Origin of the sequence: Piscinibacter defluvii (assembly GCF_004011805.1) — a bacterium.
GTDB classification, from domain to species: domain Bacteria; phylum Pseudomonadota; class Gammaproteobacteria; order Burkholderiales; family Burkholderiaceae_C; genus Piscinibacter; species Piscinibacter defluvii.
In genome coordinates, this window is record NZ_ML137197.1 from 232,627 (window position 1) to 250,167 (window position 17,541).

The window sequence follows — 17,541 nt, forward strand, 5'->3', positions numbered from 1 at the left end:
GGGATGTGGCAAGCACGGTGTATTCGCTAACATCGTTCGCCTACGCAAGTTGCCCGGGGAGACTCCAATGGCCCTGATTTGCGATGTCGCCTGGCGCAGTTCCCTTGTTGCTCGGATCGGGTTGGCGGTCTTGGCGACGGGCCTTGCCGGATCGGGCGCTAGCTGGGCAGCAGACGCGGTCACGTTACCGCGGGTGGCCGTGACGGGGTCGAATTTTGGATTTATCGGCGACGAGCTTGCCGCGCCGTTGCTCGTGTTGACACGCGCAGACATCGAGCGCAGCGGCCGTACCAACCTCTCGGATCTGCTGCGTGGACTAACCGTTGACAACAACGGATCGTTGACACAAGCATTCGCTGGAGCAATCGCAGGCGGGGCCAGCGGCATCTCCCTGCGCGGCATGTCGGTCCACTCGACCTTGGTACTGATTGACGGGCGACGCACGACTGTCTACCCGCTGGCCGACGACGGGCAACGCGCGTTCGTCGATCTGTCGAGCCTGCCGCTAGCGATTGTCGAGCGCATCGAGGTGCTCAAGGACGGTGCTTCGGCAATCTATGGCTCGGACGCGATTGCCGGCGTGGTCAATGTGATCCTGCGCCGAGAATTCTCGGGAGTTGAGATGTTTGCCGGCGCGGGCGCAACCTCAAGAGGGGATGGTAGGCACGCGCACTGGTCCGGGACCTACGGATTCGGGAACTTGGTCGAAGAGGGTCGGACGGCTTACCTGAACGTCGAAGCCCGCACCCGTGGCGCGATACTCCAGCGCAATCGGGGAGGGACGCTCTCAAACCTCGATCTTCGTTCGCTTGGAGGGCCGGATCTGCGCGGCGGCGTTGTCCAACCAGGTAACACGGCGCCCGGCAACTTCACCCAGACGCTTGTGGGTATGGTTGCTCCGCTGGACGATACCAATGCCCAGGTCGGGCCGTTCCAGCTGTTGCCCGGATGCCGGGCGGCCGAGCTGAACTACAGCGGCGGTTGCAGTTGGGACACCTTACGCTTCACACAGATCCAGCCTGAAACTCGGAACCTCAACCTCAATGCGCGTCTGTTGACAATGCTCGAAGGCGGCTGGCATCTGAACGCTGCTGTGCAAGCCGCAACATCATGGTCGGAGCAGATGTTCGGAAGCACCTATGTGCCGCAACCCACGCAGACAGATCCGACGACCTCCAACGTCGTCCTGCCGCCGAGCCATCCCGACAATCCGTTCGGTCCGGATCGAGCCGCGTTTCTGTACTACACCTTCGGTGACGTCGGGCCCAGGCACACGACCTACCGAACGCGTCTACTCCGCACGGTGTTCTCACTCGAGGGTCACTTCAACGGTTGGGACGTGGACGCGGCCCTCGGAGCGGCGCGGGCAGAGACCCGCGTCCGATACGAAGGTACCGTCAGGACCAGCGTACTGGCGGCCATGCTGGCCAGCGGCCGCTACCGCATCGGCGCAAACGCTAGTCTCAACGATCCCTCCATCTACGCCGAACTCTCGCCGACGACAGTGAACAATGCGAGTTCGCAGCTCACATTTGCCGATCTTCGGATGTCGCGCGACCTCTGGCCCCTACCAGGGGGACCGTTGACACTCGGCGCGGGTATCGAGGCGCGACGCCAACGCGTCGACAACCCAGGCCAGCCGTACGCGCTGGAAGGCGATGTGCTCGGAAACACGACCGTCACCTCAAGAGGATCCCGCTCGGTTCATTCGGTCTTCGCGGAGATTAGAGTGCCCGCAACGCGAGACGTTTCTATTGACCTCGCAATGCGCCACGAACGCTACGAAGGTCTCGGCACGTCGACGACACCCAAACTAGGAGCGCGCTGGCAGCTTGCATCTGGCCTCGCAGTCCGCGCGACCCGGTCGCAGGGGATTCGCGTCCCCTCTGTCACGGAGTCCGGCGATTCCGTGTTGAACGCCTACATCTCCTACACAGATCCTGCCCGATGCCCGGTCACCAAGCTGCCGTCCGACTGCCTGGGGACTATCCGACTGTCGCTGTCTGGTAATCCATCGCTGAAACCCGAAACTTCCAGAAACTGGACCTTGGGTGTTGTGACCGATCCGGGCGAGTCGACAAAGTTATCCGTGGATTACTTCCGCATCGAGCGATCACGGGAAATCGTCATCGCTCCCTTCGAGAGCGGCACTCCGATCTATGGCGGACCGGACCTCAGTCACCCGGACCTGCCTCCGCCGATCGTCGGATTCTCGTTGCCGTTCATCAACTCCACCGCGACGCTGGTCTCCGGCTTCGATGTCGACCTCCGCCATCGTCAATTGCTCGGGAGGTTTGGCCAACTGACGGGGAGGCTTCAGTACACGCGCCTGATTGACCTGACTACCACTGTCGGGGACGCTCGCTTCGAATACGCGGGAACCCACGGGCCGACCGCGCTGTCCGGCAATGTCGGGACCCCAACGAACCGCGCACAGTTGTCGCTCATCTGGCAGAGAGGTCGTCACCAGGCCGGCACGGACATTCAGTACGTCGGCGCCATGCGGGCGACAGATCCGACCCTTGGTTCAACCTGCCTCGCTCAGGAGGCAAATGCGCGCTGCCGCGTTGGTTCGCTCACGACGGTGGACCTGTTCGCTTCATGGCGTTCCAGCGACTCTTGGGAGTGGATTGCCCACATCGACAATCTATTCGATCGTGCAGCGCCACTCGACACAGTCACCTATGGCGGGATCAACTACAACCCCACACTTCATCAGGCCGGTGCGATCGGCAGGGCGCTCTTCTTCGGGGTCCGCTACCGGGCCAAGTGAGCTGTAGAGAATGCAGTGCGGCCCATTCACCCCCCCTGCAGCAGGGCCAGATTGCACGATCGCCGTCGGACTGCTCTACTGAACCCGGCGGATCTGTGCCGCAGGAGCCGGGCCGACGATCTGGTCGACCAATCGCTTCGCCGCATTGCCGTCCAACTCACTGCCCTGTGCACGAAGTTGCGCCACCCTAGCCTTCCCGAGCGCGCGTTCGCTCAACGCGATCGCATGACGGACCGCAGCCGCTTCGTTGCCCTCGCGCCCATACTGGACTCGCGTCCACCATTCGTCGGCGACTCCGATTAACGTACAGGCGTCCTCGAACCGGCCCATCCGTGCAGCAAGTGATGCAAGATTGTCGACGGCATAGCCGATACGCTCGTAGCGCCATGCCAATTGGATCGTCTCGGCGGCAATTTCGCTGGCATCTTGCAGTGCGCCCCCGGCGATCAGTGCGCCGAACAGATTGGCGACGCACGTGACCAGTATCAGCGTGCGACCCACCGCTCGCGCTTCTGCGACAACCTCGCGGCCCAGGCGAATGGCTTCGGAAGCATCACCGCACATGAGCGCGGCGTCGGCCAGTCCGGCTCGGGCATTGGCCGCCTGCATCGGCGAGCCAGCACGCTGGGCGAGGGCAAGTTCGAGGCGCAAAGACGCCAATAGACACTGGGCTTCACCTCTCAGCGCGAAGTGCATGCTCCGATGAATGGCGCCAACCCATAGCAGACGGGCGGGCCAATCGAGATTCTCGAGTTGCGTTAGTTGCGCCATGGCATCGGCTGCAATCGACTCGTCTCCTGCCGCCGTCGCGTGAAGTGCCACATGCGCAATTGCTCGGTACAAGCGCCGTGTGTCGGCTAGGTACTGCGCCTGCACGACAGCCGTCTGTGCTGCATGAAGCTTTGATACGCCCTCTATTGGCGCAGCCGCGACGAGTTGGGATGCAATCGCAAGTCGAATACGCAGGCTGGCTTCGACGTCAGCCTGGCCCTTCGGCAGCAATCGAGAAGCGGCCGCAAGACGTGGAACCAGCGCAGCCCAGACCTCCCGAAGTTCATCGAGTCGATACAGCGCATCGAGTGTCTGCGCAGCCGCAGAAATGTCTGTCAACGTGCATGCCCGGTCGAATGCCGCATGCAGGTCGTCGTAGTCATCTGCATAACGAGCGAGCCAGGATTCATCATCACAGACCCAATAGTCCTGTTCGGCCGCAACTGCGATCGAGGCCATCAGCCGCATGTGTGAGTCCTGGGCGACGTCGGTCTCCGTATGGGCGGCCAGTTGCTCGGAGGCATACAGTCGGGTCGACTCGAGCAGGCGGTAGCGTGGCGGATTGCCCTCGACCAGTTGGATTAGAGAACGCTCGACTAGCGTAGCGAGGGCCTCGGTCACATCCCAGCGATCGAGTACTGAGTCGCTGGCTACTCGCTGGGCAGACTCCAATTGAAAGGTACCGCGGAAGACGCTGAGGCGTCGAAGCACGGTGCGCTCCTGCTCGTCAAGCAAGGAGTGACTCCAATCGAGGGTGGCGCGCAGGGTCCGCTGCCGGGAAGGCGCTCTACGTGTGCTGTTCCTCAGCCATTGCAACCGTTCGGCCAAGCCTTGTCGCAACACTGAAGTGCCGACCTGAGGAAGGCGTGCAGCCGCCATTTCAATGGCGAGTGGGATGCCGTCGAGTTGCCGGCAAATTTCGATTGCAGCAGGCAGCGTGGCTTCAGTGATCACGAATCGACTATCCACGGCCAGGGCACGGTGCTCCAACAAGGTAAAGGCGCTGCAGGACGTCGCGTCCTGATGCGAGCACCCGATAGGCGGCAGGCTCAACGGGTCGAGGCGGAACGAATGCTCCTGTTGAAGTCGCAACGGCTCCTGAGTCGTCGCCAATAGCCGGAGTCGGTCGGCAACGGACAGTATTCTTGACACGATATCCGCCAACGGCGGAGCCAAGTGCTCGCAGTTGTCTAGTACGATCATCACATCCCGCGATTCAAGGGCAAGTGCAAGTTGCTCCACCGGAACGCCTCGGCCAAGCTGCAGGCCGGAAGCGGAGGCGATCGCAGGCACTATCTGCTCGGCGGAAGACAGCGCGCCAAGGTCCACCCACCACACTCCGTTCGCGAACCGACCTACCATGGAGCGCGCGAATGTCTGCGCAAGCACTGTCTTGCCAACGCCCCCGCCGCCGACGATGGTCACCAAGCGGCACTTGGTCAACAAACGGTCGAGCGCGCCAAGTTCCTCGGAACGCCCAATCAACGCCTCCGCCATCAAAGGCACGTTGGTCGAGCGTTGCCGTCTTTGCGGCAGCGCAACTGTCACAGGATGGGGTGCAATCGGGGAGTCAGTGGACTGCGCAAGTGTGAAGCGGTAACCGCGCCCCGGAATGGTGGCAATTGCGGATTGCCCAAGCGCCTTGCGCAACGCGGATACTTGTACCTGCAGGTTGTTTTCTTCAACTACGAGGCCGTGCCACACTCGCTTCAGCAGTTCGCGCTTGGCTACGATTCGCTGGCGTTCATCGATGAGCACACCGAGCAGATCGAGGGCGCGTGAGCCAAGTTCGAGGCTCTTGCCCTCAAGCAGGGCAAGACGTTGTGATGGCCGCCACTCCAACGCGCCGAAGCGCAACACGCCCGCTTGCACTCCGAGTACGCTCGGCGCTTCTACGCGGGTTGACGTTGCGCGAGTCTCCGTATCGACCCTGAGTGCAAACCGATACCCGAGCTTCGGCACCGTAATGATCGCGTCCGCCCCTATTACGCGTCGCAGCGCGGAGATCTGCGTCGCGAGGTTGCCCTCCTCCACCTCGAGACCGGGCCAGACACGCTCCAGCAACTCGTGCTTCGATAGCAATCGCTCGTGTCCTTCGAGGAGCGCAAACAGCAGTTCGGCGCAGCGGGCCCCAAGCGGAATGATTTCGGCTCCCCGCCTGAGCACGCGCTCGGTGGGGCAAGCCTCAAAGCTGTCGAATCGATAGCGCTTGGTCACAATACGCTTGGGAGTGGTGACGACATTTTGCTCAAACGAAGACGCGTCAGCCAGGGCGATCGGTTCCTGTCCGATCGCTCCACCCCCAGACATGCGGTCAGTCAACCATTGTTGCCTGCTGACATCGCAGGTGGATGGTCGCTTCGGAGAAGTCACCACCGCATTCGATTGCGGAGCCAAGCCCGATCCATCTTGTCCCCGATCAATAGCGGCACAAGACTCTCGATGACCAAGCTTCAGGAAGTGGCTGGCCGCTCTTGGCTATCGGCTCGGGCCTTCGGCCCGCTGTGCCGCGACTTGGCACCGCTTGAGATTGCCCGTCGGTCACGAGGTCGACCCGATCCCCGCGGTCGAACCCGTCTCAATGCGCCTGATCCCAGTTCGGCCCCACGCCCACCTCGGCCAGCAGCGGCACCTTCAGTTCGGCCACCGAGGCCATCACGCGCGGCACGGTCTCGCGCGCCCAGGCGATCTCGGCTTCGGGCACCTCGAACACCAGTTCGTCGTGCACCTGCATCACCATGCGCGTGCCGCGCGCCTCGCGGTCGAGCTGCGCCTGCACGGCGATCATCGCCAGCTTGATCAGGTCGGCCGCGGTGCCCTGCATCGGCGCGTTGATCGCCTGGCGCTCGGCGGCGCTGCGGCGCGGGCCGTTGCCGCCGTTGATCTCGGGCAGGTAGATGCGCCGCCCGAACAGCGTCTCGACATAACCCTTGGCCTTGGCCGAGGCACGGGTCTCGTCCATGTAGCGCTTCACGCCCGCGAAGCGCTGGAAGTAGCGCTCGATGTAGGCCGTGGCGGCGCTGCGCTCGATGCCCAGGCTGGCGGCCAGCCCGAACGCGCCCATGCCGTAGATCAGTCCGAAGTTGATGGTCTTCGCGTAGCGGCGCTGCTCGCTGCTCACCTGCTCGGGCGCGATGCCGAACACCTCGCTGGCGGTGGCGCGGTGCACGTCCATGCCCTCCGCGAAGGCGCGCAGCAGGCCCGGGTCCTCGCTGATGTGGGCCATGATGCGCAGCTCGATCTGCGAGTAGTCGGCCGAGACGATCGCGTGGCCCGGCGGCGCGACGAAGGCCTCGCGCACCCGCCGGCCCTCGGGCGTGCGGATCGGGATGTTCTGCAGGTTCGGGTCGTTGCTCGCCAGCCGCCCCGTGACCGCCACCGCCTGCGCATAGTTGGTGTGCACGCGCCCGGTGGCCGGGTTCACCATCTGCGGCAGCTTGTCGGTGTAGGTGCCCTTGAGCTTGGCGAGGCTGCGGTGCTCGAGCAGCTTGGCCGGCAGCGGGTAGTCGGCCGCGAGTTCGTCGAGCACCTCCTCGTCGGTGGAGGGAGCGCCGCTGGCGGTCTTCTTCTTGACCGGCAGGCCGAGCTTGCCGAACAGGATCTCGCCGATCTGCTTCGGGCTGCCGAGGTTGAAGGGCTGGCCGGCCAGCTCGTAGGCCTCGCGCTCGAGCGCGATCATGCGCTCGGCCAGCTCGTGGCTCTGGCGCGCCAGCACGCCGGCGTCGATCAGCACGCCGTGCCGCTCGATGCGCTGCAGCACCGCGACGCTGGGCATCTCGATCGCCTCGTACACATGGCGCGGACCGGGCTGCTCGAGCAGCTGCGGCCACAGCGTCTGGTGCACCTGCAGCGTCATCTCGCTGTCCTCGCAGGAGTACTCCGACGCACGCGCCACCTCCACCTGCGCGAACGGGATCTGGCTGGCGCCCTTGCCGCACACGTCTTCATAGGACAGGCCGGTGCGGCCGAGGTGGCGTGAGGCCAGGCTCTCGAGGCTGTGCGGCTTGTGCGCCTCGAGCACGTAGCTCTGCAGCAGCGTGTCGTGCACGTAGCCGCGCACCGTGATGCCGGCGTTGGCCAGCACATGCAGGTCGTACTTGATGTTCTGGCCGAGCTTGGGCCGGCTCGCATCCTCCAGCCAGGGCCGCAGGCGCTCCAGCACCTCGTCCAGCGGCAGCTGCTCGGGCGCGCCGGCGTAGCTGTGGCGCAGCGGGATGTAGGCCGCCTCGTAGGGCTGCACCGCGAGCGACAGGCCGACGATCTGCGCGCGCATCGGGTCGAGCGAATCGGTCTCGGTGTCGATCGCGGTCAGCTCGGCCTGCGCGATGCGCTCGATCCAGGCCTGCAGCGCCTCGCGCGTCAGCACCGTCTCGTAGCGCTTCTCGCGCGCCGGCGCGGCAGCGCGCGGCGGCGGGTCGTCGCCGCGCGCAGCGGGGTCGGCGGCGGCCGGCGCGGCATCGGCCTCGAGCTCCTTCTTCCAGGTCTTGAAGCCGAAGCGGTTGTAGAACTCGAGCAGCCCGGCGCGGTCCACCGGCCGCAGCGCCAGGGCGTCGAGCGAGGGAAAGCCGTCGACATGCCCGACCAGGTCGCAGTCGCGCTTGACCGTCACGAGCCGGCGGCCCATCGGCAGCCAGTCGAGCGCCTTGCGCAGGTTCTCGCCGGCCACGCCCTTGATGCTGCCGGCCGCGGCGATCACGCCGTCCAGCGAGCCGTGCTCGGCGATCCACTTGGCGGCCGTCTTGGGCCCGACCTTCTCGACGCCGGGCACGTTGTCGACCGTGTCGCCCATCAGCGTCAGGTAGTCGACGATGCGCTCGGGCGGCACGCCGAACTTGGCCAGCACCGCGGCACGGTCGAGCCGCTCGTTGCTCATCGTGTTGATGAGCGTGACGCGTTCGTCGACCAGCTGGGCCAGGTCCTTGTCGCCGGTGGAGATGACCACCTCGTGCCCGCCGGCCGCGCCCAGGCGCGCCAGCGTGCCGATCACGTCGTCGGCCTCGATGCCGGGCACCACGAGCACCGGCCAGCCGAGCAGCTTCACCACCTCGTGGATGGGCTCGATCTGCCTGACGAGATCTTCCGGCATCGGCGCGCGCTGCGCCTTGTACTCCGGGTACCACTCGTTGCGGAAGGTGTCGCCCTTGGCATCGAACACGCAGGCCGCGTGTTCGGGCTGCACGTCCTGCAGCGCGCGCTTGAGCATCGCGACCATGCCGTGCAGCGCGCCGGTCGGGAAGCCGTCCGGGCTGCGCAGGTCCGGCAGGGCGTGGTAGGCGCGATACAGGTAGCTCGAGCCGTCCACCAGCAGCAGGGTCTTGGTCGTCATGCGGGGATTGTGGCGCAGCGCCGCGGCCTAGAATGGCCGCATGAAGCCGCTCGCCGCCACCGTCCTCGCCCTCGCTGCCACCGGCGCGCTGGCCCAGGAGGCCGTCCCGGCAGCCCCCGCGTCCGAGCCCCGGGTCGAGCGCCTGGTGCACGAGGACGAAGGCAGCCGCATCGAGGAGCTGCGCGTGCGCGGCGCGGTGCAGCGCATCGTCGTCACGCCCAAGGTCGGCCCGAAGAAGGGCTACGAGATCATCACCGGCGACGGCTCGCGCGATCTCGGCGAAGGCGCCAACACCTCGCGCGGGGCGGCCGGCAAGCGGGTCTGGCACGTGCTGTCGTTCTGAATGGCGGTCTATACCGAGGTCTCGTTCGACGAGGCTGCCGCGCTGGTCGAGCGCCTGTCCATCGGCGAGCTGACGGCCCTGCAGCCGATCCGCGGCGGCATCGAGAACACCAACTACTTCGCCGACACCACGCACGGCCGCTACGTGCTGACGCTGTTCGAGCGCCTGACGCACGCGCAGCTGCCGTTCTACCTGCGCCTGATGCAGCACCTGGCGCGGCGCGGCCTGCGCGTGCCGGGGCCGCAGGCGGATGCGGCCGGCGAGATCCTGCACACGCTCAAGGGCAAGCCGGCGGCGGTGGTCGAGCGGCTGCGCGGCCGGCATGACCTGGCCCCCGACGCGGCCCACTGCGCGCTGGTGGGGCAGGCGCTGGCGCACATGCACCTGGCCGCGGCCGATTTCCCGCTGGTGCAGCCCAACCTGCGCGGCCTGGCCTGGTGGGAGGAGACCGTGCCGGTGGTGCGTCCCTTCGTCGGCCCCGAGCAGGCCGCGCTGCTGGACGACGAGCTTGCGTTCCAGCGCCAGTTCGCCGCCACGCCGGCCTGCCGCAGCCTGCCCGCCGGGCCCATCCATGCCGACCTGTTCCGCGACAACGTGATGTTCGACGACGGCCCCGCCGGCATCGAGCTGACCGGCCTCATGGACTTCTACTTCGCCGGCGTCGACACGCTGCTGTTCGACATCGGCGTGTGCCTGAACGACTGGTGCATCGACCTCGCCTCGGGCCGGCTCGACGAGACACGCGCCCTGGCCTTCGTGGCCGCCTACGACGGCGTGCGTGCGCTCGGCGGCGGCGAGCTGCGCGCGCTGCCGGCGCTGATGCGCGCGGCGGCGCTGCGCTTCTGGGTCTCGCGCCTGTGGGACCTGCACCTGCCGCGCGACGCCGAGCTGCTGGTGCCGCACGACCCGGGCCATTTCGAGCGCGTGCTGCGGGCGCGCCGCGAGGCTCCCTGGCACTACGTGCGCGCATGAAGCTGCTGCGTGTGAATGCCCTCGAAGGCGCGGCCTGGGTGCGGCGCGGCTTCCAGGTGTTCCTGCGCCATCCGCTGCCCTTCTCCGCGGTGTTCGGCGTGTTCCTGTTCCTGGTGTTCGCGCTCACGCTGGTGCCGCTGGTCGGCGCGCTGGTGCTGCTGGCCCTGCTGCCGCTGGGCTCGCTGGGCTTCATGATCGCCACGCGCGAGGCGCTGCAGGGGCGCATGCCGGCACCGCGGGTGTTCATCGAGCCGCTGCGCGGCCCGCGCGAGCGGCGCCTCGCGCTGCTGCGCCTGGGCCTGGTCTACGCGGCCTCGAGCATCGGGATCATCTGGCTCAGCGACGCCGCCGACGGCGGCGCGCTGGAGCGCCTGATGCAGACCCTGTCGGACAGCAATGCCGCGGCCGACGACCTGCGCCAGGCGCTGGCCGACCCGCGGCTCGAGCTCGGCGTGCTGCTGCGCTTCGGCCTCGCCACGCTGCTGGCCATTCCCTACTGGCACGCGCCGGCGCTGGTGCACTGGGCCGGCCAGGGCGTGGCGCAGTCGCTGTTCTCGAGCTGGGTCGCCTGCTGGCGCAACAAGGGCGCGTTCAGCGTGTTCGCGCTCGTGTGGGGCGCCATCGTGCTGGGCTTCGCGCTGCTGGCCAACGTGGTGGCTGCGCTGCTGGGCATGCCGCAGTTGCTCGCCTTCGCCGCGGTGCCGGTCACGCTGCTGCTGACCACCGTGTTCTACGTGTCGATCTGGTTCAGCTTCGCCGGCTGCTTCGGGCCGGACGATGCCCCACCCCCGCAGGAGACCCCATGAGTACCCCCCTCCGTGTCGCCCTCGTCACCGGCGCCGGCAGCGGCATCGGCCGCGCCTGCGCCCTCGCCCTGCATGCCGAGGGCTGGCACGTGGCGCTGGCGGGCCGGCGCGCCGAGGCGCTGCAGCAGACCATCGACGCCGCGCCCTCCGGCCGCGAACGGCTGCTGGCGGTGCCCAGCGACGTCGGCGACCCGGCCTCGGTGAAGGCGCTGTTCGCTGCCGTCGCGCAGCGCTTCGGCCGGCTCGACCTGCTGTTCAACAACGCCGGCATGGGCGCGCCCGCGGTGCCGATCGAGGCGCTGAGCTTCGAGCAGTGGCAGGCGGTGGTGAGCGTCAACCTGACCGGGCCCTTCCTGTGCACGCAGGAAGCCTTCCGCATGATGAAGGCGCAGTCGCCGCAGGGCGGTCGCATCGTCAACAACGGCTCGATCTCGGCCTATGCGCCGCGCCCGCTGTCCGCCCCCTACACCTCGACCAAACATGCGATCACCGGCCTGACGCGCAGCACCGCGCTGGACGGCCGGCCCTACCGCATCGCCTGCGGCCAGCTCGACATCGGCAATGCCGCCACCGAGATGACCGAACGCATGACACGCGGCGTGCTGCAGGCCCACGGCGAGACGAAGGTCGAGCCGCGCATGGACGTGAAGCACGTGGCCGATGCGCTGGTGCACATGGCCAGCCTGCCGCTCGAGGCCAACGTGCTGTTCATGACGGTGATGGCCACCGACATGCCGTTCGTCGGGCGCGGGTGAGCGCCGGGCTCAGTGCATCTCGTCGCGCGGCGGCTTCTTGAAGGATTTCGGCCGGTAGACGTTGCCCTCGCGCTCGACCTCCTCGCCGCGCGCTCGGCGGATCGCCTCGTCGGCCACGCGCCGCGCCTGCTCGCGGTCCGCGCGCCAGTGCCGCAGGCGGCGCGCGCGCGCGGACAGCGAGGCGAACCAGTCGTCCAGGCGCCGGCGCCGCTGCGTGCCGAGCACCATGCGCAGCGCCAGCACCAGGCACACCGCCAACAGCAACCCGGCCAGGACTTTGTCCATCACGACCGGGATTGTCGCGCGCTTCGCGTTCCGCGCCGCGCGGTGTAGGCTGGCCGTCCACGCACAACCGCACGGAGACCGCGATGGCAGCACACACCTACAAGCTGGTCGAACTGGTCGGCAGCTCGCCCGCCGGCACCGACGATGCGATCCGCAACGCGCTGGCCAGCGCCGCCAAGACGATCCGGCACATCGACTGGTTCGAGGTGGTCGAGACCCGCGGCCACGTGGTGGAGGGCAAGGTGGCGCATTTCCAGGTGACGCTGAAGGTCGGCTTCCGCATCGAGGCCTGAGCGCCGCGCATGGCTCCTTCGGCGCATGTGCGAAGGTGCCGCCCTGCCTAGCATGGCGGCATGAAGAAGACGCTCCTGCCACTGTTGCTCGCCCTGCTCTGCGCCTGCGGGGACGCGCCCTCGGGGTCGATCGCGAACGCCCCGGTGGCGGCCGCGCCGCAGGCGCCGGCCGAGGCCATCGCGACCGCCCCGCCCGCCTCGGCGCCCGAGGGCTGGTTCCGCGCCCGGCTCGCCGCCGCCTCGGGCGGTGACATCGAGTTCCTGGTCGACGGCCAGGTGCGCCTCGAGCCGGACCCGGCCGCGCCGGCCACCCGCTGGCGCCTGGTGGGCCGGCAGGTGCTGTCGGTCGTCTGGCTGCGCTGCACGCCCACCGCCAGCCCGGCCGAGCAGCCGCTGGCCGACGCCTGGCTGGAGATCGACCGCAGCAGCAGCCCGCCGCGCTACACGCTGCGCGCCGGCCAGCCCTGGGATGCCACGGTCAGCGGCGGCTGCCCCGGCCTGCCCGGCACGGCCAGCGTGCCGATGCGCGTGCCGGGCCGGCTCGAGGTCTCCGGCACCCTGACCGCCGACGGCCGCGCCGCCGGCGAGCGGCGCGACGGCGATCTGGTCTGGTCCTGGTCGCTGCCGGCCCGGCCCTGACGCCGCCTCAGGTGCCGATGCGCCCGCCGTCGTCCTTGGTGATGACGATGGTCGCGGAACGCGGCCGCGCCGTCGCCCCGCCCGCGCCGTAGCCGGCATTGCCCGGCCAGTGGCTCAGGTACTTCGACGGATCGCCCACGTCGGCCGAGCGGATGGTCTCGCCCGGGTGCTGGATGTTGACGAACAGCGCGCGGCCGTCCGGCGTCTCGGCGAGACCGGTGATCTCGCAGTCCTTCGGCCCGACCAGGAAGCGCTTGAGCGTGCCCGCATCGGGCTTCTTCCCGACGTAGGTGTCCACGTCCAGCGTCGTGCCGTCGCTCTTCGTGTAGCTCAGGCGCACGGCCTGCCCGTCGCCGACACGCCCCGGGATGCCGGCCAGCATCATGCAGTTGGTGCGGTCGGTGTAGGCGCCGTCGTCGGTCTGGATCCAGGCCAGGCCGGTGCTCGGGCTGAACCACAGGCCGTCCGGGCTGGAGAAGTCCTGGTCGTCGGTCAGCGACGACAGGTTGATCGTCGCCGGGTCGGCATCGGCCTGCGCGCCGAACAGGTAGACGTCCCACCGGAACGAGACCGCGTCGCCGCGCCCGTCGGTCTCGGCCATGCGGATGATGTGGCCGTTGACGTTGCCCGGCGAGCCGGCCGGGCCGCCGGCGAACGAGTCGCTGTAGGAGCGCGGGTTGGCCGCGTCCACCACGGCCTGCGAGCTGCTCGAGGGCTGCACCTTGCGGTTGCTGTTGTTGGTCAGCGTGTAGTAGATCTCGCCGGTGCGCGGGTGCACGGCGCACCACTCGGGGCGGTCCATCTTCGTCGCGCCCACCGCGTCGGCGGCCAGGCGCGCGTTGACCAGCACGTCGGCCTGGTCGGCGAAGGCGTAGCCCGCGTAGCCGGCGATCGCCGGGTTCGCGATGTCGAGCTCGATCCAGTCGCCGCTGCCGTCGGCGTTGAAGCGCGCGACGTAGAGCTTGCCGTGGTCGAGGTACTTGTCGCCCACCGCGATGCTGTCGCGCCGCCAGGCGTCGCGCTCGCGCCAGCTGGCGGCGGAGACGAACTTGTAGATGTACTCGCCGCGCGAGTCGTCGCCCATGTACACCGCCAGCGGCCGCCCCTCCTTCACGAGGCCGAAGGCCGCGCTCTCGTGCGCGAAGCGGCCCAGCGCGGTGCGCTTCTTCAGCGCGGCACGCTGGTCGTAGGGGTCGACCTCGACGATCCAGCCGAAGCCGTTCAGCTCGTTGCGGTAGTCCTGCGCGGCGCTGGCGCCCTTGACCGAGAGGTCCCAGCGCGCATAGGGCTCGCCCGCGCCGCCGCTCTCCCAGCCGTGGCGGCTCGCCGCGCCCTGGGAGCGGCCGTAGCGGTTCAGCGAGGCCACGCTCTTCGCGTCACCGGCGGCCGTGCGCGCCGCGTTGTCGGCCGCGCCACGCGTGAAGTAGCCGGCCCAGTTCTCCTCGCCGCTCAGGTAGGTGCCCCAGGGCGTCTCGCCGTTGCCGCAGTTGTTCAGCGTGCCGCGCGTGGCCGTGCCGTCGGGCGACCAGGCCGTGACCATCAGCGCGTTCCCCCGCGCCGGACCGGCGATCTCGAACGGCGTCAGCGGCGTGATGCGGCGGTTGTGCCGCGAGCCCGGCACCACCTCGAAGCGGCGCCGTTTCGCGCGCACCTCGACGATCGAGATGCCGTGCAGCGGCACCTCCTTGTCGATCTCCGCGGCCGGCCGCGGCAGGGTGTTGGTGCCGCCGTTCACGTGCACGAAGGCCGAGGCGAGTTCGCCGCCGCCCTGGCTGGTGGCCTCGTGGTTGATGGCGAGCAGGCCGCGCGCGGCGCCGAGGCGGTCGCGCAGGCGGCCGGCGGGGTCGAGCCCGAAGTAGGCCATGCCGTCGTGGTGGTCGCCGGCGCGGCGCTCCATCGCCGCGTCGCTGCCGTCGTTGCGGTAGGCCGGCGTGGTGGCGTCGAGCGGGTCGCCGAGCGCGAACAGCACCGTCGCGGTGTAGCCCTCGGGCACCGTCACCAGGTCCTCGACGCTCTTGGGCACGGCCGGGAAGCTGAGCAGCTTCTCGCCGCGGCCGGGGCCGATGTGCTGGGCCTGCTTGTCCACGCCTGCCGGCGTGGCCGACTCGGCCGCCACCGCCTCGCCGCCGCCGCAGCCGGCCAGCGGCAGGCAGCCGAGCATGGCCCCGGCCACGCCGCCGACGCCGCCGCGCAGCAGGCCGCGCCGGCTCAGGCGTGCGTCCAGCACCTCGTTGAAGCGGGGGTTGGCCGAGCTGTTCAGGTCGATGTCGTCGTCGTGCATGCGGAATTCCCGTCGGAAGCGTGGTGTGACGCCGCGCAGTCTCGCGAGACCGCATGACAGGCGCGTGACCGCGGCGTGACGGCGACCGTCATCGATGCGTGCACAATCCGGCGCTCGACAAGGAGGCAGCGCGATGGCGAAGATCCACTTCATCGGCGGCGAGAAGGGCGGCGTCGGCAAGTCGCTCATGGCCCGGGTGCTGGCGCAGTACCTGATCGACCGCGGCGCGCCCTTCCTCGGCTTCGACACCGACCGCTCGCACGGCGCGCTGATGCGCTTCTACGCGGGTTATGCCTCGCCGGTGGTGGTGGACCGCTACGAGGCGCTGGACGCCATCATGGAGGCCGCGGTCGAGCAGCCCGAGCGGCGCATCATCGTCGACCTCGCGGCGCAGACGCACGACCCGCTGGTCAAGTGGATGGACGACTCCGGCGTGCTCAACCTGGCCGACGAGACCGGCGTCGAGATCTTCTACTGGCACGTGATGGACACCGGCAAGGACTCGGTCGACCTGCTGCGCCGCCTGCTCGACCGCTTCGGCACCAGCCTGAAGTACGTGCTGGTGCGCAACCAGGTGCGCGGCAACGACTTCGCGGTGCTCGAGCAGTCGGGCGAGCAGGCGCGTGCGCTCGGCATGGGCGCGAAGGTGGTCTCGGTGAAGAAGCTGCACGAGAGCGCGATCAACAAGATCGACGCCACCAGCAGCAGCTTCTGGAACGCCAGCACCGCCGAGGGCTACTCCGCCGCGCTCGGCCTGATGGACCGGCAGCGCGTCAAGATGTGGCTGCGCGAGGTCTACCGGGAGATGGACGAGGCCGGGGTCTGAGCCCCGGACAGCGATGCGTCGGCTCCTTGCTGCGCTGCTCGCCCTGCTGCTGCTCGGCGGCACGCCGGCACGGGCCGAGCTGCCCGCGGGCCAGGTCTGGCTGGACCATGTTCAGCGCGACCTGCTGCCGTGGTGGCGCCACCCGGGCGCGCAGGGACAGCCGGTCGGCCGCTTCCCGACCTTCCGCTGCAACGACGGTGCGCCCTACGACGCCGCCAAGCCCTGCGCCGAGCTGAAGAACGCGCCGGACTGGATCCGCGCCGAGCTCGGGCGCGACTACGTGCGCATGCAGGCGCGCCAGGTCTATGCCTACGCGATCGGCTTCCACCTGAGCGGCGACGTGGCGCTGCTGCGCCTGGCGCAGGCCGGCGTGCAGGACCTGCGGGCACGCGCGCGCGACCCCGACAGCGGCAGCTTCGCCAGCTGGTTCGAGGCCGGGCGGCCGCAGCCGGCGCTGGGCCGCCGCACCGCGCAGGACCTCGCCTACGCCGGCCTCGCGCTGGCCGCGCTGTACTACGTGACCCACGACGACACCCTGCTCGAGGACCTGGTGCGCCTGAAGGACCATGTCTTCGCGCGCTACCGCGACGAACGCAGCGGCCTGATCCGCTGGGTGGCCGACGACGACGGCTCGGGCGAGGCGAAGCGCGACGAGCTGGTGGCGACGCTGGACCAGCTCAACGCCTATCTGATCCTGGTGACGCCGGCGCTGCCCGAGGGCGCGCTGAAGACGGCCTGGCGACGCGACATCGCCGCGTTGTCGGAGGCGCTGGTGGAGCGCTACCACGACGCGGCGGGCAGCCGCTTCGTCGGCACGCGCGGCCGGCCCGACAGCGAGGGCCCGCGCGGGCGGCACAACGACTTCGGCCACAGCGTCAAGGCCTACTGGATGATCTACCTCGGCGCACGCCAGAACGGCGACGCGGCGCTGGAGCGCTTCGCCGCCGAGGGCATGCGCCGCACGCTGGACGCGGCCTGGCTGGCGCGCAGCGGCAGCTGGGCCTCGCGCGTGCTCGGCCGCAACGAGCTCGACGAGGGCAAGGAGTGGTGGATCTACGCCGAACTCGACCAGGCGCTGGCGACGCTCGCGCTCGAGCAGGGTGACGATCCGGCGCGGCTCGAACGCAGCTGGCGCTTCTGGCTCGAGCGCCTGACGGACCGGCGCCGCGGCGAGGTCTGGGGCTGGGTCGCCCCGGACGGCAGCGTGCCCCCGGACGCGCTCAAGCAGCACCACTGGAAGAACGGCTACCACTCGCTGGAGCACGCCCTCGTGGGCTACCTCGCCGCGCAGGGCCTGCGCGGCGAACCGGCCACCCTGCACTACGCGGTGCCGGCGCAGACCGATCCGGCACGGCTGCGTCCCTACGTCTTCGGCGGCACGATCGCCGGCAGCAGCACCCGCGAGGTCGAGGGCGTGACGGTGCAGGCCGTGCGCTTCACGCTCGCGCGCAGCGGCGCGCCGCGCTGAGAA

13 protein-coding genes are annotated in these 17,541 nt (G+C 68.8%); 9 read left to right on the forward strand and 4 right to left on the reverse strand.

All coding sequences use genetic code 11. The annotated features are described in order from the left end of the window. Window positions 1-67 precede the first annotated feature (67 nt). On the forward strand, window positions 68-2,773 hold the full coding sequence (locus tag D9C15_RS04840) for a TonB-dependent receptor (RefSeq protein ID WP_127996312.1): 2,706 nt from the start codon (window positions 68-70) through the stop codon (window positions 2,771-2,773). A 75-nt stretch (window positions 2,774-2,848) separates the two neighbouring features. On the opposite strand, the gene D9C15_RS04845 is transcribed toward D9C15_RS04840, so the two are convergent. Both D9C15_RS04845 and polA read right to left on the reverse strand, forming a co-directional pair. Continuing rightward, window positions 2,849-5,917, reverse strand: coding sequence for an ATP-binding protein (locus D9C15_RS04845; protein ID WP_127996313.1), 3,069 nt, complete (start codon window positions 5,915-5,917; stop codon window positions 2,849-2,851). Between the two features lie 205 nt (window positions 5,918-6,122). Then, a complete protein-coding gene (gene polA, locus D9C15_RS04850; RefSeq protein WP_127996314.1) occupies window positions 6,123-8,870 on the reverse strand; it encodes a DNA polymerase I in 2,748 nt (915 codons plus the stop codon). 40 nt (window positions 8,871-8,910) lie between these two features. Here polA and D9C15_RS04855 point away from each other — a divergent pair, with 40 nt between their 5' ends. The 4 genes from D9C15_RS04855 to D9C15_RS04870 are packed head-to-tail and all read left to right on the forward strand — an operon-like array spanning window position 8,911 to window position 11,746. Further along, on the forward strand, window positions 8,911-9,213 hold the full coding sequence (locus D9C15_RS04855; protein WP_127996315.1) for a hypothetical protein: 303 nt from the start codon (window positions 8,911-8,913) through the stop codon (window positions 9,211-9,213). Then, the gene (locus D9C15_RS04860; protein ID WP_127996316.1) at window positions 9,214-10,185 is read left to right on the forward strand and encodes a homoserine kinase; all 972 of its coding nucleotides are present in this window, start codon (window positions 9,214-9,216) and stop codon (window positions 10,183-10,185) included. Beyond that, entirely contained in the window at window positions 10,182-10,991 is an 810-nt protein-coding gene (locus D9C15_RS04865) for a BPSS1780 family membrane protein (protein ID WP_127996317.1), read from the forward strand. The genes D9C15_RS04860 and D9C15_RS04865 overlap by 4 nt, the downstream gene beginning before the upstream one ends. Next, window positions 10,988-11,746 carry an SDR family oxidoreductase gene (locus D9C15_RS04870; protein WP_127996318.1) on the forward strand — a complete coding sequence of 253 codons (759 nt, stop codon included), beginning with the start codon at window positions 10,988-10,990 and terminating at the stop codon, window positions 11,744-11,746. Before D9C15_RS04865 ends, D9C15_RS04870 begins: the two co-directional genes overlap by 4 nt. Window positions 11,747-11,755: 9 nt before the next feature. Here D9C15_RS04870 and D9C15_RS04875 read toward each other — a convergent pair whose 3' ends face one another. Next, window positions 11,756-12,034 carry a hypothetical protein gene (locus tag D9C15_RS04875; RefSeq protein ID WP_127996319.1) on the reverse strand — a complete coding sequence of 93 codons (279 nt, stop codon included), beginning with the start codon at window positions 12,032-12,034 and terminating at the stop codon, window positions 11,756-11,758. Between the two features lie 80 nt (window positions 12,035-12,114). Between D9C15_RS04875 and D9C15_RS04880 the strand changes: the two genes are divergently transcribed. Then, window positions 12,115-12,324, forward strand: a complete 210-nt coding sequence (locus tag D9C15_RS04880) for a dodecin (protein WP_127996320.1) — start codon at window positions 12,115-12,117, stop codon at window positions 12,322-12,324. A 60-nt stretch (window positions 12,325-12,384) separates the two neighbouring features. Beyond that, the gene (locus D9C15_RS04885; RefSeq protein WP_127996321.1) at window positions 12,385-12,963 is read left to right on the forward strand and encodes a hypothetical protein; all 579 of its coding nucleotides are present in this window, start codon (window positions 12,385-12,387) and stop codon (window positions 12,961-12,963) included. A gap of 7 nt (window positions 12,964-12,970) precedes the next feature. On the opposite strand, the gene D9C15_RS04890 is transcribed toward D9C15_RS04885, so the two are convergent. After that, entirely contained in the window at window positions 12,971-15,244 is a 2,274-nt protein-coding gene (locus tag D9C15_RS04890; RefSeq protein WP_127996322.1) for a PhoX family protein, read from the reverse strand. Window positions 15,245-15,377: 133 nt separating this feature from the next. Here D9C15_RS04890 and D9C15_RS04895 point away from each other — a divergent pair, with 133 nt between their 5' ends. Both D9C15_RS04895 and D9C15_RS04900 read left to right on the forward strand, forming a co-directional pair. Next, entirely contained in the window at window positions 15,378-16,070 is a 693-nt protein-coding gene (locus tag D9C15_RS04895; RefSeq protein ID WP_112190422.1) for a nucleotide-binding protein, read from the forward strand. Between the two features lie 13 nt (window positions 16,071-16,083). Continuing rightward, window positions 16,084-17,538 carry an AGE family epimerase/isomerase gene (locus tag D9C15_RS04900; protein ID WP_127996323.1) on the forward strand — a complete coding sequence of 485 codons (1,455 nt, stop codon included), beginning with the start codon at window positions 16,084-16,086 and terminating at the stop codon, window positions 17,536-17,538. Window positions 17,539-17,541: the final 3 nt, after the last annotated feature.